Source organism: Pseudomonas sp. FME51 (assembly GCF_014897305.1).
Genome location: NZ_JABUYN010000001.1, coordinates 604,396 through 618,758 on the forward strand (window position 1 = coordinate 604,396; position 14,363 = coordinate 618,758).

General features: G+C 36.9%; 21 protein-coding genes and 1 pseudogene. 12 read left to right on the top strand and 10 right to left on the bottom strand.

Annotation, left to right across the window (positions count from 1 at the left end):
- Position 1: 1 nt before the first annotated feature.
- The 9 genes and pseudogenes from INT39_RS02865 to INT39_RS02905 form a co-directional block, all read right to left on the bottom strand.
- The gene (locus INT39_RS02865) at positions 2 to 721 is read right to left on the bottom strand and encodes a hypothetical protein (RefSeq protein WP_193014406.1); all 720 of its coding nucleotides are present in this window, start codon (positions 719 to 721) and stop codon (positions 2 to 4) included.
- A 216-nt stretch (positions 722 to 937) separates the two neighbouring features.
- Positions 938 to 1,336 carry an antiterminator Q family protein gene (locus INT39_RS02870; RefSeq protein WP_193014405.1) on the bottom strand — a complete coding sequence of 133 codons (399 nt, stop codon included), beginning with the start codon at positions 1,334 to 1,336 and terminating at the stop codon, positions 938 to 940.
- Positions 1,337 to 1,385: 49 nt separating this feature from the next.
- Positions 1,386 to 2,051, bottom strand: coding sequence for a recombination protein NinG (locus INT39_RS02875; protein ID WP_226944477.1), 666 nt, complete (start codon positions 2,049 to 2,051; stop codon positions 1,386 to 1,388).
- Between the two features lie 6 nt (positions 2,052 to 2,057).
- Positions 2,058 to 2,507, bottom strand: coding sequence for a hypothetical protein (locus INT39_RS02880; protein ID WP_193014404.1), 450 nt, complete (start codon positions 2,505 to 2,507; stop codon positions 2,058 to 2,060).
- A gap of 25 nt (positions 2,508 to 2,532) precedes the next feature.
- A pseudogene (locus tag INT39_RS02885) lies at positions 2,533 to 3,918 on the bottom strand (replicative DNA helicase).
- Positions 3,918 to 4,685, bottom strand: a complete 768-nt coding sequence (locus INT39_RS02890) for a helix-turn-helix domain-containing protein (protein ID WP_193014403.1) — start codon at positions 4,683 to 4,685, stop codon at positions 3,918 to 3,920. Before INT39_RS02890 ends, INT39_RS02885 begins: the two are co-directional and overlap by 1 nt.
- Positions 4,682 to 4,855: a hypothetical protein gene (locus INT39_RS02895; protein ID WP_004251793.1), complete on the bottom strand. Its 174-nt coding sequence runs from the start codon at positions 4,853 to 4,855 to the stop codon at positions 4,682 to 4,684. Before INT39_RS02895 ends, INT39_RS02890 begins: the two co-directional genes overlap by 4 nt.
- A gap of 95 nt (positions 4,856 to 4,950) precedes the next feature.
- Positions 4,951 to 5,307 carry a transposase family protein gene (locus INT39_RS02900; RefSeq protein ID WP_193014402.1) on the bottom strand — a complete coding sequence of 119 codons (357 nt, stop codon included), beginning with the start codon at positions 5,305 to 5,307 and terminating at the stop codon, positions 4,951 to 4,953.
- A 142-nt stretch (positions 5,308 to 5,449) separates the two neighbouring features.
- Positions 5,450 to 5,677 carry a transcriptional regulator gene (locus INT39_RS02905; RefSeq protein ID WP_004244717.1) on the bottom strand — a complete coding sequence of 76 codons (228 nt, stop codon included), beginning with the start codon at positions 5,675 to 5,677 and terminating at the stop codon, positions 5,450 to 5,452.
- Between the two features lie 96 nt (positions 5,678 to 5,773).
- Here INT39_RS02905 and INT39_RS02910 point away from each other — a divergent pair, with 96 nt between their 5' ends.
- The 12 genes from INT39_RS02910 to INT39_RS02965 all read left to right on the top strand — a co-directional run bounded on the left by INT39_RS02910 (position 5,774) and on the right by INT39_RS02965 (position 12,889).
- The gene (locus INT39_RS02910) at positions 5,774 to 6,415 is read left to right on the top strand and encodes a helix-turn-helix transcriptional regulator (protein WP_193014401.1); all 642 of its coding nucleotides are present in this window, start codon (positions 5,774 to 5,776) and stop codon (positions 6,413 to 6,415) included.
- Between the two features lie 129 nt (positions 6,416 to 6,544).
- On the top strand, positions 6,545 to 7,669 hold the full coding sequence (locus INT39_RS02915) for an ImmA/IrrE family metallo-endopeptidase (protein WP_004244715.1): 1,125 nt from the start codon (positions 6,545 to 6,547) through the stop codon (positions 7,667 to 7,669).
- Positions 7,666 to 8,175, top strand: a complete 510-nt coding sequence (locus INT39_RS02920) for a DUF4411 family protein (RefSeq protein ID WP_004244714.1) — start codon at positions 7,666 to 7,668, stop codon at positions 8,173 to 8,175. The genes INT39_RS02915 and INT39_RS02920 overlap by 4 nt, the downstream gene beginning before the upstream one ends.
- Before the next feature lie 352 nt (positions 8,176 to 8,527).
- Positions 8,528 to 8,848, top strand: a complete 321-nt coding sequence (locus tag INT39_RS02925; RefSeq protein WP_193014400.1) for a hypothetical protein — start codon at positions 8,528 to 8,530, stop codon at positions 8,846 to 8,848.
- 127 nt (positions 8,849 to 8,975) lie between these two features.
- The gene (locus INT39_RS02930; protein ID WP_193014399.1) at positions 8,976 to 9,425 is read left to right on the top strand and encodes a hypothetical protein; all 450 of its coding nucleotides are present in this window, start codon (positions 8,976 to 8,978) and stop codon (positions 9,423 to 9,425) included.
- Between the two features lie 56 nt (positions 9,426 to 9,481).
- Positions 9,482 to 9,712 (top strand): hypothetical protein, encoded by a 231-nt coding sequence (locus INT39_RS02935; protein WP_193014398.1) that lies wholly within the window; start codon positions 9,482 to 9,484, stop codon positions 9,710 to 9,712.
- A gap of 101 nt (positions 9,713 to 9,813) precedes the next feature.
- On the top strand, positions 9,814 to 9,999 hold the full coding sequence (locus INT39_RS02940) for a host cell division inhibitory peptide Kil (protein WP_161769456.1): 186 nt from the start codon (positions 9,814 to 9,816) through the stop codon (positions 9,997 to 9,999).
- Between the two features lie 12 nt (positions 10,000 to 10,011).
- On the top strand, positions 10,012 to 10,338 hold the full coding sequence (locus tag INT39_RS02945) for a hypothetical protein (RefSeq protein ID WP_193014397.1): 327 nt from the start codon (positions 10,012 to 10,014) through the stop codon (positions 10,336 to 10,338).
- Between the two features lies 1 nt (position 10,339).
- The gene (locus tag INT39_RS02950; protein WP_193014396.1) at positions 10,340 to 10,951 is read left to right on the top strand and encodes an ERF family protein; all 612 of its coding nucleotides are present in this window, start codon (positions 10,340 to 10,342) and stop codon (positions 10,949 to 10,951) included.
- Entirely contained in the window at positions 10,951 to 11,460 is a 510-nt protein-coding gene (ssb, locus tag INT39_RS02955) for a single-stranded DNA-binding protein (protein WP_193014395.1), read from the top strand. The genes INT39_RS02950 and ssb overlap by 1 nt, the downstream gene beginning before the upstream one ends.
- 69 nt (positions 11,461 to 11,529) lie before the next feature.
- On the top strand, positions 11,530 to 11,781 hold the full coding sequence (locus INT39_RS02960; RefSeq protein ID WP_017628380.1) for an excisionase: 252 nt from the start codon (positions 11,530 to 11,532) through the stop codon (positions 11,779 to 11,781).
- The gene (locus INT39_RS02965; RefSeq protein ID WP_104836382.1) at positions 11,756 to 12,889 is read left to right on the top strand and encodes a site-specific integrase; all 1,134 of its coding nucleotides are present in this window, start codon (positions 11,756 to 11,758) and stop codon (positions 12,887 to 12,889) included. The genes INT39_RS02960 and INT39_RS02965 overlap by 26 nt, the downstream gene beginning before the upstream one ends.
- Positions 12,890 to 12,998: 109 nt before the next feature.
- Here INT39_RS02965 and icd read toward each other — a convergent pair whose 3' ends face one another.
- The gene (gene icd / locus INT39_RS02970) at positions 12,999 to 14,252 is read right to left on the bottom strand and encodes an NADP-dependent isocitrate dehydrogenase (RefSeq protein ID WP_006537208.1); all 1,254 of its coding nucleotides are present in this window, start codon (positions 14,250 to 14,252) and stop codon (positions 12,999 to 13,001) included.
- Positions 14,253 to 14,363 lie beyond the last annotated feature (111 nt).

Consider the following 14,363-nt stretch of genomic DNA (forward strand, 5'->3'; position numbering starts at 1 on the left):
CTTAACCTACTTTGGAAATATCAAGTTCAATATCCTGGGTAAACTGTGGTGTATCTCTACCTTGGATAATCGGTTCTGGTTGGTGAATATCTAATATCAAACGTGTAGAAAAACTATTTACTATATTCCTATCATTATAAGAAATTGGTCTCGAAAGTTCGGCTCGAATACCAACACGCCCATATTCGTCAGTCTTATCGAAATCATACAACAAAAACCATAAATCTAATCCAATTTTATTAGGTAAAGGTGGGGTAATGTCTTCATTCGAAAGGCCAAAATCTATTTTTAGTTGATTATCGTTCAGTTCTAATATGCCTTGACCAGGATTATTATTGCGAATAAGCCCCATTAAATCACAGGTAAAATCCCCTTTTTTCATACGGGATTCTGGATATCCATTAATAAGCCCCGTTTGATTACAGCCACGACAAATATAAATTGCGTGATTTTTATCAACCGTCAATTCAACATTTCTTAGAGATAATCCTTTATATCCCCTAGATGCAAGAATATCCCTAGCTCCACTCACTGCTTCTCCATAAAAATACTGCCCTCTAGAAATTAAAGGGTGATTTCGCGTTGTTGAATAACGCCCGGATAGACCCCGTTCAAAAATGCGGGTAAGATCGTGAAGACTAAGATTCATAGATTGTAAGTAAGATTCCACCACATCAGAATCTGACAACACTGTAGGTTTTGTAAGATTAAATGCTTGCATCAAATTAGCCTCGCTATAATTTTCTATTTTTTATACCTCATTTGAGGTTAAAAAACAAGAAAATAACTGGATAAATTCACAGAAAAGCATTTGTCTTGTAAAATAGAATTGAAATTTAGGAAGTCTTAATACAACCCCGTTATACTCACGAGGTTTTCAATAGATAAGTCATGTAACATTAAAATCATTATTAACACAATATATTGTGCTTTGTAATTACGCAAGACTATAAATGTTGTGTTTTCTAATTATTTTATCCATATCTAATTTTACGTTATCAACCGATAGACACCCCTCAATAAATCCTTCCGCTGTCTGCAATCGCTTAGCCACTTCATTATGAGAAATACCGAGTTTTGAAGCCATTGAGCGTAAAGGATAATTCTTCACATAGTACATAATAACCAGCTGAAATAAGTAACTATTATTTACCTTTAAATGTAATAGCGCTTTATTTATTTTTAAACCATCATCATCTGAACATTGCTCTCGGCTTCGTCTTGAACTTGGAATTAATCCTTTAAAACCTGCGGCAATTGATGAGTAATCGATACTATTTCCCTCATTAGCTGACCACGCTCCCCAACGTGATAAAACTTCCTGCATATCTCTCATACAGACTTCTCCAAACCATTTGTTACCTTGTTGCCTATTAATTAATCAATTACACCTTCATCTCTCTTTCTCGTTTTAATTGCCTGACCTTCTCTCTGTATTTATCTCGTATCTGGATATAATCTTCGCGTCGCCAATTCGGAAGCTCATGAGGCCCTCGTAGCCAATCAACTAATTCTTGACCAAATTTTTCGATAAGTTTTTCCTCATACTTTTGACTTACACTGGCATTTTTATGCGTAAACCGCCCTGCTCCACCATTACATGATTTACATTGCTTATATGCATTACGTTCATCAAATCTCAGCTCAGGGTGTGAACCCACAGATAAGAAATGGCCACAATCCCATTGTCCTCCATGTAAATCTGGAGGATTAGTTTCACCACAACTAATACAAGGCTCATCATGATCTCTGAGCCTGATATATTGATTAAACGCAGTTTGAGCTTGTTTGATAAAATATGAGGTAGGTTTTACTGCTAACTTGCGGGCTTTGAGTTTGTCTCTTGCTTTGATTTCCTTTTCTCTTTGTGCCTTTTTGAGTTTTACTAACGCTTTTTCTTTTTCCTTATTCCTTCGTTTTATTGCCAGTTCTGCGCCGTGTTCTGGGCAACACCACCAAATATTACTGTATTTAGGATGAAACCATTCTCTACATATTTTACAGCGCCGTCGCCTTAGCGACTTCATTATGTTTTCCTTTGATTTGTCCATCAGCAATTATTCCTCTTGATTTCTTTTCAAATTCATATATTCAGAATTGCTAGGAATGATGATCGGAATTCCCTTCTCAATGCACCATTGTTCATGTTTCTCCATCATGTAAAGCATCCTTGCCTTATCCATCTTGCTGGTTTTTTCACGCTCACCGTTTTCATTGCGCCCTAACCAATGTCCAACGAAATATTCATGCGTTTCCTCATTAGTAATGGGCTTTGATAAAACGATTTCACCGACACCATTTTTAATATCGATAACAACGCCACGTGCACGTAACCACTCGCCTGTGGTTTCCATCCACATACGCCATGTTTTATTCATTGGTATGGTTCTTAAATCACGCCACTCGGTGATTTTGATGCGATAGCGTTTACCTGTTGTCACGATTTCGGAGAGCACTTTGAAAATACTGTTGAGATTGGATTTATGGAGACAGATATCATCTGTCACGAGGTCTCCTTTTTACTTTCATGAGTTAAAACGATTTTTCACAATACCTTTTAGGCTCTCGTTTCGGTTGAGCGCGATAAGCAGCCATATATTGATCGACCGGTGTAATACTCAATCCTTGTTGGTCAACATACACGGTGCCTGTTTTACCGTGTCGATTAAGCCTTAAAATCATTTCGGTCAGCGTTTCATCCGCATTATCGTGGTACACCGCATCACGATAAATGCCTAACCAATAATCACAATCTTGCTCGATTTGTCCTGTGTCTCTTGAATCACTTGGTACGGGACGTTTATCTGCCCTGTTTTCTAATCCTCGATTCAGTTGCACAAGCAACACAACCACCGTATTGAGCTCTTTTGCCAATATTTTTAGCCCCTTAGTGATTTCACCATAGGCAATATCATTACGGTCAGCTTTTCCCGCTTGCATCAGAGTGAGGTAATCGACACCAATAAACCCAATATCACCGACTTTGCGTTTGATTTTCCGACTTTCAGAGCGAATATGCTGTAAGGACATGCCTGGTGTATCATCCACCCAAATATTCGGCTCATCTTTAAGGCGACCGATGGCACTGCAAAGCCTATCCCATTCATGCTCTTCTAACTTTTGGTAAAATTTATCTGAATTAATTTGGGTTTGTTGGGCTAGTGTCCGTTCAACAAGCTGTTTGTCTGTCATCTCCATGCTGAACAGCAATATAGGCTTACCTTATTGTGAAACATTTTTTGCCATTTCAGTGAGAACGGTTGTTTTTCCCATCTTAGGACGAGCACCAATCACGAACAGTGAACCGATGACAATCTGTTTCGGGCTTAATAGGCGGTCAAAATCTTTAAATCCCGTTTTTAATCCTCGATGTTTCTCTGGGTTATCTTGTCGGTCACAAATGTCGGTAAAAACATCATCCAACACATCATCAATTCGGCGTAATCCTGTTTTTCTCCCCATTTTTCCAAACGACGTAGCTTCATCAAGCAAGCGTTGTGCCTGTTCAATTTTATCCGTAAAACTTAACTCACTTGGCACCATCATGAGATTTTGAATTTCAACCGTCTTTTCGATAACAAAACGCTGTGCAGAACACTCTCGAATTTTTTTCGCATAAGCCATAATGTTAGCAATACTCGGTATTTCTCTTGCTATTTCAGCGAGATAGGCAAAACCACCTGATTGATTAATTCGCCCTTTTGACTCCAGACAATCCGTCACCGTCATAATGTCTATTGGCATACGTTGGGTATACATTTCTCGCAGGGTGAGATAAATAGTTTGATGGTGTTGGGCATAAAAATCTTCAGGTTTTAGCAGTGAGAAAATTGATTGAGCATTGTCACTTTGCGGGTCGAGCAGGAGTCCTCCAATAACATTTTGTTCCGCCATCAAATTATTCGGAACTTGGTTCATCACAGTGCTCCCTCCCTTGTTTTGAGTACCGTTTCTGGTCTGAGTAAATAATCAAAATTCGCTCGCCAACCCCGATTATTTTCTCCAAAGTACCAAGCACTCGCTGTTTCCATAAAATAATCAAAATAATTTTTAGCTGATTCGACTGTAGGCTCTTTAAGCTCTTTCAGGAATTTGGATATTGCTCGTTTGCGTTTGTCATTCAGTGATTCGGCATTGGGTAATCTATCCCCTGCTGATTCGTTGAAGGCTTGCATGATTTCCTGATAAGGAATGTTAGTTTGTCGATTAATTGAAATCTGCTTTGCAGGTTTCAAGTCGTCAGACGATAATTTTTTAGGGTTAATTGACTGGTTAAAAGACTGACTGGTTCTGGGTAAAAATTTTTGACTACCCCCTAGTCCAACCGTTTGACTACCGTGGTCAAATTCTTTGACTACCTCTGGTACAGAATTTTGACTAGGTGGTACTGTATTTTGACTACCGTCATCAAGAGATTTAGCCTCCAAATCCAGAATATATAAATTGGAAGTATGCCCCTTATCAGTTTTTCGCGTAACTTTACGAACAAACCCTTTTTTACATAAACTTTTAATGTGGTTTATCGCACTTTGACGGCTAATTTCGCAATGACGTGCAATAGTTTCATAAGAAGGAAAGCACTCACCTTTATCATTGGCATTATCGGCAAGTTTCAGCAGCACCATTTTTTGCGCTGTACTCCCTACCTGTAATTGCATGGCTTTTGCCATTAGAAGCATACTCATTTTCGCTCTCCTAATAACTTATCTCGATGTGCTTTCCTTAATTTTGCGTCTTTCAATGCTTCCTTTAAACGCTGACAACCGAGTGGAGTTATTTCTTGTAATAGCCTATTTCTCATGATGTTTTTATGCTCATCACAGCCATTAAATTCATGATTTATTCTTTGTCTCATGGTATAATTTCTCCATTCCAAAGCTGTATCAAAAAAGGGAAACCGAAGTTTCCCCTTGTGATAAAAACTGGATATTGATACAGTGTATTTGTACGTTAAATGGTGAATTCCATTGAACAACACGCCTCGTTTGTTGCCGCAATCGAGGCGTTTTCTTTTATTTTCATTTGAGAAAGTTCACCCATTTGTTTCCACAAAAATCGGTACTCTTCTTCTGAGATTTTTCGTTCTCCTTCCATCACAAAATCAATAATTCCCGATGCGACAAGTGTTTCGCATATTTCAGGATATTTTTCAGTTCGACGTAGGATTGTTGAATCATGGACACCTAACGTTCTAGCCACAGCAGATTGAGTTTTATTTCTCAATGCTTGCAATGCTTGCAATGCTGATGCGATTAGGTGATTAGAGATAAATTGATTAAATTGTTTGCGTGTATTTGCGCATTCCATTGTTTAAAGTCCTTATGAGTTAACTAAGGGACAATAATGATCCGTGGCTCATTCCGTATGAGTTGATATTGGGGGAAAAGTTGTCGCTTTATCAGCGACTCCGTAGCAGTCAAAAACTGCGATTGTTAAAGAGCGAATAAAACTATACAGTTTCTAATTCAGGCCAAATTTTATACCAATCGTCCGGCCTTAAATCTCTGCGTGTAACTGCACCATTTGTTGCTATTTCAATTTCAACACAACGTTTAGGAGAAATAGCACTAACACCAGATGCCATTTGAGAAAGGAAAGACTTCGAAACACCTAATTGGTCAGCTAATTCTTTAGCACCACCCCACTCAAGTGAATCTATATATTTTTTTAACTCCATATTTACTCTCCATTAGTTTCAAATATGGAGTTTATTAAACACTAAACAAAACGTCAAGTATTTGCTTGTTTAGTCATTACTAATCAAAATAAAGGTATGGAAATAAAAAAATTAAGACAAATAAAGCTCTCACAGTGGTTTAAAGGTAAAACCCTGCCCACTAAAGAGAAAAGCTATATATCTCAACTGATGAGTGGTAAATCATCGTTTGGAGAGAAGGCAGCTCGTCGTCTAGAAAGAGACTATGGGATGCCTATTGGTTATCTGGATACCCAAGATATTCAGGATGATGAGGTTGAATTCATAGGTAAAGTACCATCAGGTTTAGTCAAAGTACGTGGCGAAGCATTTCTAGGTGTCGATGGTGCTGTTGATATGATTGAAGCCCATAGTGGATGGTTAAAAATATACAGTGATGATGTTGATGCATACGGGCTTAAAGTTAAAGGTGACAGCATGTGGCCTCGCATTCAATCAGGTGAGTATGTTGTCGTTGAACCGAATACATCAGTAAAAACAGGTGACGAGGTATTTGTACGCACGATTGATGGTCACAACATGATAAAAATCTTTAATAAGACTAGAGATGGCGACTATCAGTTCACCAGTATCAACAACTCACATAAACCAATAACGTTATCACCAGATCAAGTAGATACAATTCATTATGTCGCAGCTATAGTTAAACCTATCAAGTTTATTGATATCTGTGAAAAAACAGGTAAAACACTTTTTTAGTAGCCTCATAGCATCTTTAGAAAGATGTTGTGATGTATAAGAAATAATAGGTATAACCAAATTGATATTTTATTCAGTTAAATACATACTCAAATAAAGAGAATAGCGTATAACATATCAAGGCATACAATGACACAGGCATTTATAAACAACAATATACTTACATGGGCGAGATGCAGAGCTTCTCTCTCTGTGGATTATATTGCTGAAAAATTCAAAAAGCCTGTTGATGTAATTATTGCATGGGAAGAAGGTAAAGAACCTATCTCTTTTGCACAAGCGCAACGATATGCAAATATAACAAAAATACCGTTTGGGTATTTATATCTCAATACGCCACCAGAAGAAAATCTACCAATCCCAGATAGGAGAACTGTGGGAAGTAGAAATAACGAGGTGAGTGTAGCACTAAAAGACACTATTAGTGATGTGTTAATTAAACAAGATTGGTATAGAGATTATGCCTTATCCAATGGGATACCTGAAGTTGAGCTAATTGGTAAGCTCCCACCTAATAGTCACCCTAAGCAAATTGTAGCTACAATAAAAGAATACATTGACCTTCAAATTCCGCCAACTAGAGGTAAATGGAGGGATTTTTTCTCCGTATTAGTAAAAAAAATAGAGTCTCTTGGAATTCTAGTCATGAGAAGTGGTGTTGTAAAAAGCAATAATACAAGACCTATTAGTGTTGATGATTTTCGAGGGTTCTGTATCGCAGATAAGATAGCACCAGTAATTTTTATTAACACTAACGATGCAAAAGCAGCACAAATATTTACTTTGGTTCATGAGTTATCTCATCTGATTCTCGGCCAGTCCGCAATATCTGATCTATCTATAAACTCTCGAGAAAAAGAAGAGATGATTTGCAATGCTGCTGCTGCTGAATATTTAACTCCAGAAATAATATTTTTAGAAAAATGGAATAATAGTATATCTCTTGAAGAAAATATTGATATGTTGAGAGATATTTTCAGAGTTAGTAGCTGGGTAATAGCTAGGCGAGCTGTAGATTTAAAACTGATAAGCAAACATGAATATACACAATACGTAAGTATAATAAATGAAAAAAGTACCTCTAGTGGTGGCGATTATAATCGCAACCAAAAAGTGAGAACTAGTGAGCGTCTTACTATTGCCGTGATTACTCAGGCGTTAGAAGGAAAAATACTTTTAAGAGAGGCTCAAAGTTTAACAGGAATACAGCCAAATAAACTATATGCATTTGCTCAGAAGGAGTTCGGGCTTTGAGCTATCTAATTGACGCAAATATATTTATTCAAGCTCAAAATGATTATTATTGTTTTGATTTATGTCCTGGTTTCTGGGAATTTATGGGTTCTAAATTCATAGATGGACAATTAATAAGTATTCGAAATGTCTTTGATGAATTACAAAAACGAGATGATGAAATATGTTCTTGGTCAAAAAACATAAGGCATTGTTTCCAAAGCATTGATGATCAGGAAACTCAAGTACATTTTCGTGCTATTGCAAATTATGTTCAAAAAGAATATACACCAAGACATAAAAATAGCTTACCCCATATACAAAACTTTTTATCCGTTGCAGATCCATGGATCATAGCAAAAGCAAAAGCAACAAACTCCATTGTGGTTACTCACGAAATTAGAGATAAAAACAATAGTTGTAAGCCAAAAATACCTGATATTTGTGATTATTTTAATGTTAAAACTATTAGAACTAATGAGCTTCTAAGGAATTTTCAAGTCCAATTCATTCTCTCGCAACAATAATATAGCCCTTTCAACTTAGGATAGGGCTTTTCTTTTTCATCTTCCATTCATCCAAAAGTGATCTGCGCTACAATCTAAGTTTTTTACAAATAAATTTGCTTAACATTCATGGTTTTGTTAACCATTAACTAAATAGTGTTTAGTAAATACTTGACCTGTATTTTAGTATTTAATAAACTAAGAACATCAACGGAACACAGCACGTTGATGTTCTTTAACAACGATGGTGGCGAGCTGTGTATTAGCTACCAGAACGGCGACGCTGATAAAGCGTCAACCTTCTCAGAAGGTTTTCGGATTGGTGTTTCATTATTTTATCACCAATCACTAAAGCCAACTGTTTGGAGGATATATGGCAACTATAAAAGTGAAGAAATCACGCAAACCAGACTTTTTACGTGGTAACTCTGCAAATAGACGTCATGCCAGACGGAAAGTCGAAGCCATTGCAATTAGAGATATTGAGATGCAACTAGACTCAATATTTCAACTAGAAACTAAAAAATTAAACCGCGTTGAAAAGACACTATCGCTAAGCCACATTCCTGTGACTAGAAGTATTGAACCTAAGTATCAATCATCACCTGATAACTGTTGTTTACCAAACATAGTTATGTTTTCGAGTGTTAGAACAAAAAAATCAAAGGACAAATTTTGTGTCACTGCAAGATAAATTAGAAACCACCTTATATTGGATGATCAGTATATCAAATTAATTGAATGATTGACTTTCATCTCATATTTTATATGAAGGAGATACTATAATCTAAGCTATTTTATTCTAACGATGTGGTTCAATAATGAAAAAAAATATTCTCGACATAATTAATAGTGCCAATAGGGTTTTAGAGCACACTACATCTATATTAGAATCATTAAATGAAAACTTAGCAAAACTTAATTCCTCAATTGAAGCATTCAGTTTGAAACGAGCTCATAACCGACCAATAGAATATGAGATAAAAAATATTAAATGTTTACTCAAATCAAATGAGTTTAACAAACAACAATTACCTCAATATATGAAAACATTGTCGGATATAAAATCCTTTAAAAAGGAATTTGAAGATTTGGATAAAGATGTAAAAAAAATATATTTAGAAATGATACCAAAAGCTAACTCAATAGATGATGAAATATTAATTATTGAAAAAGAAATTTCAATTTTGAGCAGTAACATCCTTACTGACTCTGAGGTAAATATACTTATTGATAAAATTATAGAATTAAAAAAATTACTTAAAGAGTAATATTTCCATAACTTTTATTATCTTAATTATCAAAACATCATAAATGGAAAATAAAAATGACTCAACAAGATACTTCTGTCGTTATTAACTTCAAATTAACTTTAAATCATATTGAAAATAAACCACATCGAGTAGAAGTAAACACTCAAATAAATGCTTCAGATGAAATCCCTGAGTTAGCTATATTACTAAGCGACTTCTCAGATAATTCGATTGGAGAAAATGCGATCAAAGCGGCATTAAAAAAAGCCGTTTTAAATACCTTAGTAAACAAAGTTAAACATTAATAAAAATATTTCCTCTCGTCTAAATCTTTTTTTCGCCAACACCAGAATATATTAATCACTATCACTTGATTAGTGAGGGTTTTGCACATCCAGAGGTAAACATGAACATTGATAAATACACACTTTGTTTAGCCCAAAGCCAAGCAAGGATCGCCCGTTTTCTCAAAAATAAACATGAATGGAATAAGGCCAATCAGACATTAAAACAGGCTTATAGCATAAAACATCAATACAACGCAAAGGTATGCAAAGAAATAAATATCCCAATGAATAGGCTCTATGGATAGAGGTAATTTTTTGTGAATAATTTTAATAATCAAATATACCCAAATGATAAATACCCTCGACTAAGTTCATCTACTCCGAAAAGGAATTTCAAGGAAGTTCTCGCTCATGCAATAGCTATTATTGAAGGAGAAATACCTAACAATTCGCCTAGCATAGCTGAACAGCGACTCGCTATGACGCTTTGGTATATGAATTTAGATGCATCCAAGAATCACCCTCCTCTTCCTGAGCATATTCGAGCCCAACGAGATTCAAAAAGGACATATGTACCTAGTAATAAATTTGAAGTCGATTACTACGGAAGTGATCGCCGTCAAGGTCAATATTTAGGGGATTAATATGACTGCTGTATACAAAGCTATTAGTAATGTTGCTAGAGAAATGGCTGAAACGGGCATTAAAAAAGGAAGTGTAAACCAACAACAAGGATTTATGTTCAGAGGAATTGACGCGGTATATAACGCCCTTGCCCCTGCTCTAGTTAAGCATGGATTGCTGATTCTTCCACGGATCATTGAACGTACCGTCACGGAAAGACAAACACAAAGAGGTGGCTTGTTATTCTATGTCGTAGTGAAAGCTGAGTTTGAATTTGTTTCTGTTGAAGACGGAAGTAAACACACGGTTGTGACTTATGGTGAAGCGATGGATAGCGGAGACAAAGCCACAAACAAAGCCATGTCTATTGCATATAAATACGCAGCTTTCCAAACATTTTGCATACCAACCGAAGAAACAGCAATCGATGCGGATGCAGAAGTTCACAATGTAGTACCGAGAACACCAGATCAAATATTGAAAAATTTTACTAATTCAGCAATGGCTATTACAGATCTCAATATTTTGAAAAAAGAATTTGGTGAAACATGGAAGTTACTCAGAAAAACGCCTGAACAATCAAAAGCAAAGGAAGTATATAACATCAGAAAATCAGAATTGGAGGTGATGTAATGGCAAGTAAAGGTGTAAATAAAGTCTTATTGGTAGGACATCTAGGTCAAGATCCTGAAATGCGTTATCTCCCAAATGGCGATGCGGTCACTAATATTACATTAGCCACCAGCGATTCATGGAAAGATAAACAATCAGGTGAAGCCAAGGAACGTGTTGAATGGCATAGAGTTGTGATATTCGGAAAACTTGCCGAAATCGCTGGTGAATATCTGCGTAAAGGTTTACAAATCTATATCGAAGGCCAATTACAAACACGTAAATGGCAAGATCAAAATGGACAAGACAGATACAGCACGGAAGTTGTAGTGAATATTAATGGCTCAATGCAAATTTTAGGTAACAACAATCAGGCAGGAAACCAGAAATCACAACCATCACCTCATCAACACGAATGGAGCCCACAACAATCTCCTAAACATAATGAACCCCGAATAGACTTTGATGATGATATTCCTTTTGCACCGATTGGATTACCTTATCCTCATATCGCTATTCATATTATTTAAAATACTGCTTAACAGATTACGCTAATTAATATTTATTTAAATTGAGTATAAATAACGTGGAGAGAAAATATGTCAAGAATGGTGACTCTTGAAGCGTGGGCAAGGTTGGAATTTGGAGATGCCTCTCCTTGCATGACGGTATTACAAAAATACGCAAAGAATAACCTTATTGCACCACCCGCAATGAAAGTTGGCCGCAAGTGGATGGTTGATAGAGAAGCTCGTTATGTGGGCTATCTGTCTCTCCCCCAAATTCCTACTAAATCAACGGAACGACTTAAGAGGATAATTACAGATGGCTGCCCGACCACGAACCCATAAAATTATTATCCCTAATCTATATCGAAAGCTAGATAAACGTAACGGCAAAATTTATTGGCAATATAAACATCCCATCACCGGTACATTTCATAGCTTAGGCACTGACGAACAAGAAGCGAGAGAAACTGCCATTCAGGCCAATACAATTATTGCTGAACAACATACTCGACAGTTATTAAGTATTAATGAACGGTTATCAAAAATCAAGACAAACAAGTCTGAAATATCTGTCGATATATGGATGGATAAATATTTAGATATTCAAAAAGAAAGATTAGATATCGGTGAATTAAAAATTAATTCTTATCGACAAAAAATGAAACCTATTAATTTATTCCGTCAATATTGTGGTACGAAAATATTAAAAGAGATAACCGCATTAGATATCGCTGAAATAATAGATTCCATCAAAGTATTAGGACATTCAAGAATGGCTCAAGTCGTTCGCATGGTGCTTATTGATGTATTTAAAGAAGCTCAGCATGCAGGCTATGTTCCGCCTGGTTACAATCCTGCGAAAGCAACTAAACAACCACGGAACAGAGTGAAAAGAGAACGCATGACATTGGACGAATGGCGCACTATTTACCAGCAAGCTAAGAACCACCCTCCTTACTTGCAATGTGGCATGTTGCTGGCCTTAACCACAGGTCAGCGGATCGGTGATATCTGTAAAATGAAATTCTCTGATATTTGGGATGACATGTTACATATACAGCAAGAGAAGACGGGCAGTAAGTTGGCCATCCCTCTCTCGCTAAAATGTGAGGCTATCAATCTCTCCTTACGGGATGTCGTTGCTCAATGTCGTGATGCTGTTGTAAGTAAATATCTCGTGCATTATCGGCATACCACCGCACAAGCAAAACGAGGCGAGCAAGTCACACCAAATACGTTAACCACAACATTTAAAAAAGCGCGAGATAAGTGTGGGTTAACTTGGGAAAAAGGTACGGCACCAACTTTCCATGAACAACGATCTTTATCCGAGCGGCTTTATCGTGAGCAAGGAATTAATACACAAAAATTATTGGGTCATAAAACACAAAATATGACTGATAAATACCACGATGATAGAGGCAAAGAATGGCAAATTATTGCTGTTTAATTGAACAGTTTTGGGGAAGAGTTTTGGGGATATTTTGGGGAAGAATTTTATAGTACAAAAAATAAACGGGAACCAATAAGCTCCCGTTAACTATTTATAAAATCAACAATTACATATGTTTGATAATCGCGTCACCAAACTCGCTACATTTCAGCAGCTTAGCGCCTTCTAACTGACGTTCGAAATCATAAGTGACAGTCTTAGCGGCAATCGCGCCTTCCATACCTTTAATGATTAAGTCAGCGGCTTCAGTCCAACCCATGTGGCGTAACATCATTTCCGCGGAAAGAATAATTGAGCCTGGGTTAACTTTATCTTGGCCTGCATATTTAGGTGCTGTGCCGTGTGTTGCTTCAAATAAAGCACACTCATCACCAATATTTGCACCTGGAGCGATACCTATACCACCAACTTGAGCCGCTAATGCATCAGAAATATAGTCACCATTTAGGTTCATACATGCGATAACATCATACTCTGCTGGGCGTAACAGGATTTGTTGTAAGAATGCGTCAGCGATAACGTCTTTAACGATGATCTCTTTACCTGATTTTGGATTCTTGATTTTAACCCAAGGACCACCATCCAATAATTCACCGCCAAACTCTTCGCGTGCTAGCTCATAACCCCAGTCTTTAAAGGCACCTTCGGTAAATTTCATAATATTACCTTTGTGTACCAGAGTCACTGAATCACGATCGTTATCAATCGCGTATTCAATCGCTGCACGAACTAAGCGCTTAGTCCCTTCTTCTGAACAAGGTTTGATACCAATACCGCAATCTTGTGGGAAGCGGATTTTGGTAACACCCATTTCATTTTGCAGGAATTTAATCACTTTATCGGCTTCTGCCGAGCCTGCTTTCCATTCAATACCCGCATAGATATCTTCTGAGTTCTCACGGAAGATAACCATATCAGTCAGTTCAGGTTGTTTTACTGGGCTTGGCGTACCTTTATAGTAACGCACTGGACGTAGACAAATATAAAGGTCAAGTTGTTGGCGTAATGCAACGTTTAATGAACGGATACCACCACCAACTGGGGTAGTAAGAGGACCTTTAATAGAAACACGATATTCACGGATAAGATCTAAAGTTTCTTCTGGTAACCAAACATCTTTACCATATACCTGCGTTGATTTCTCACCGGTGTAGACTTCCATCCACTCAATTTTACGTTCTTTGCCGTAAGCTTTCTCAACTGCTGCATCAACAACTTTTAACATTGCTGGCGTAACATCGATACCAATACCGTCCCCTTCGATATAAGGGATAACCGGATTATTTGGAACAACAAGCTTACCTTTAGCATCTAGTGTAATTTTAGCGCCATTAGCCGGAACAACTACTTTGCTTTCCATTTACCTCTCCTTTCATGTAAGCGCACGCTTTGTTAATTTTTTGTAAGAGACCTGTCAATACTACTTGATTATTCAGCTAACGCCAATCGCTTCTCTTTTAAGGTATAATCA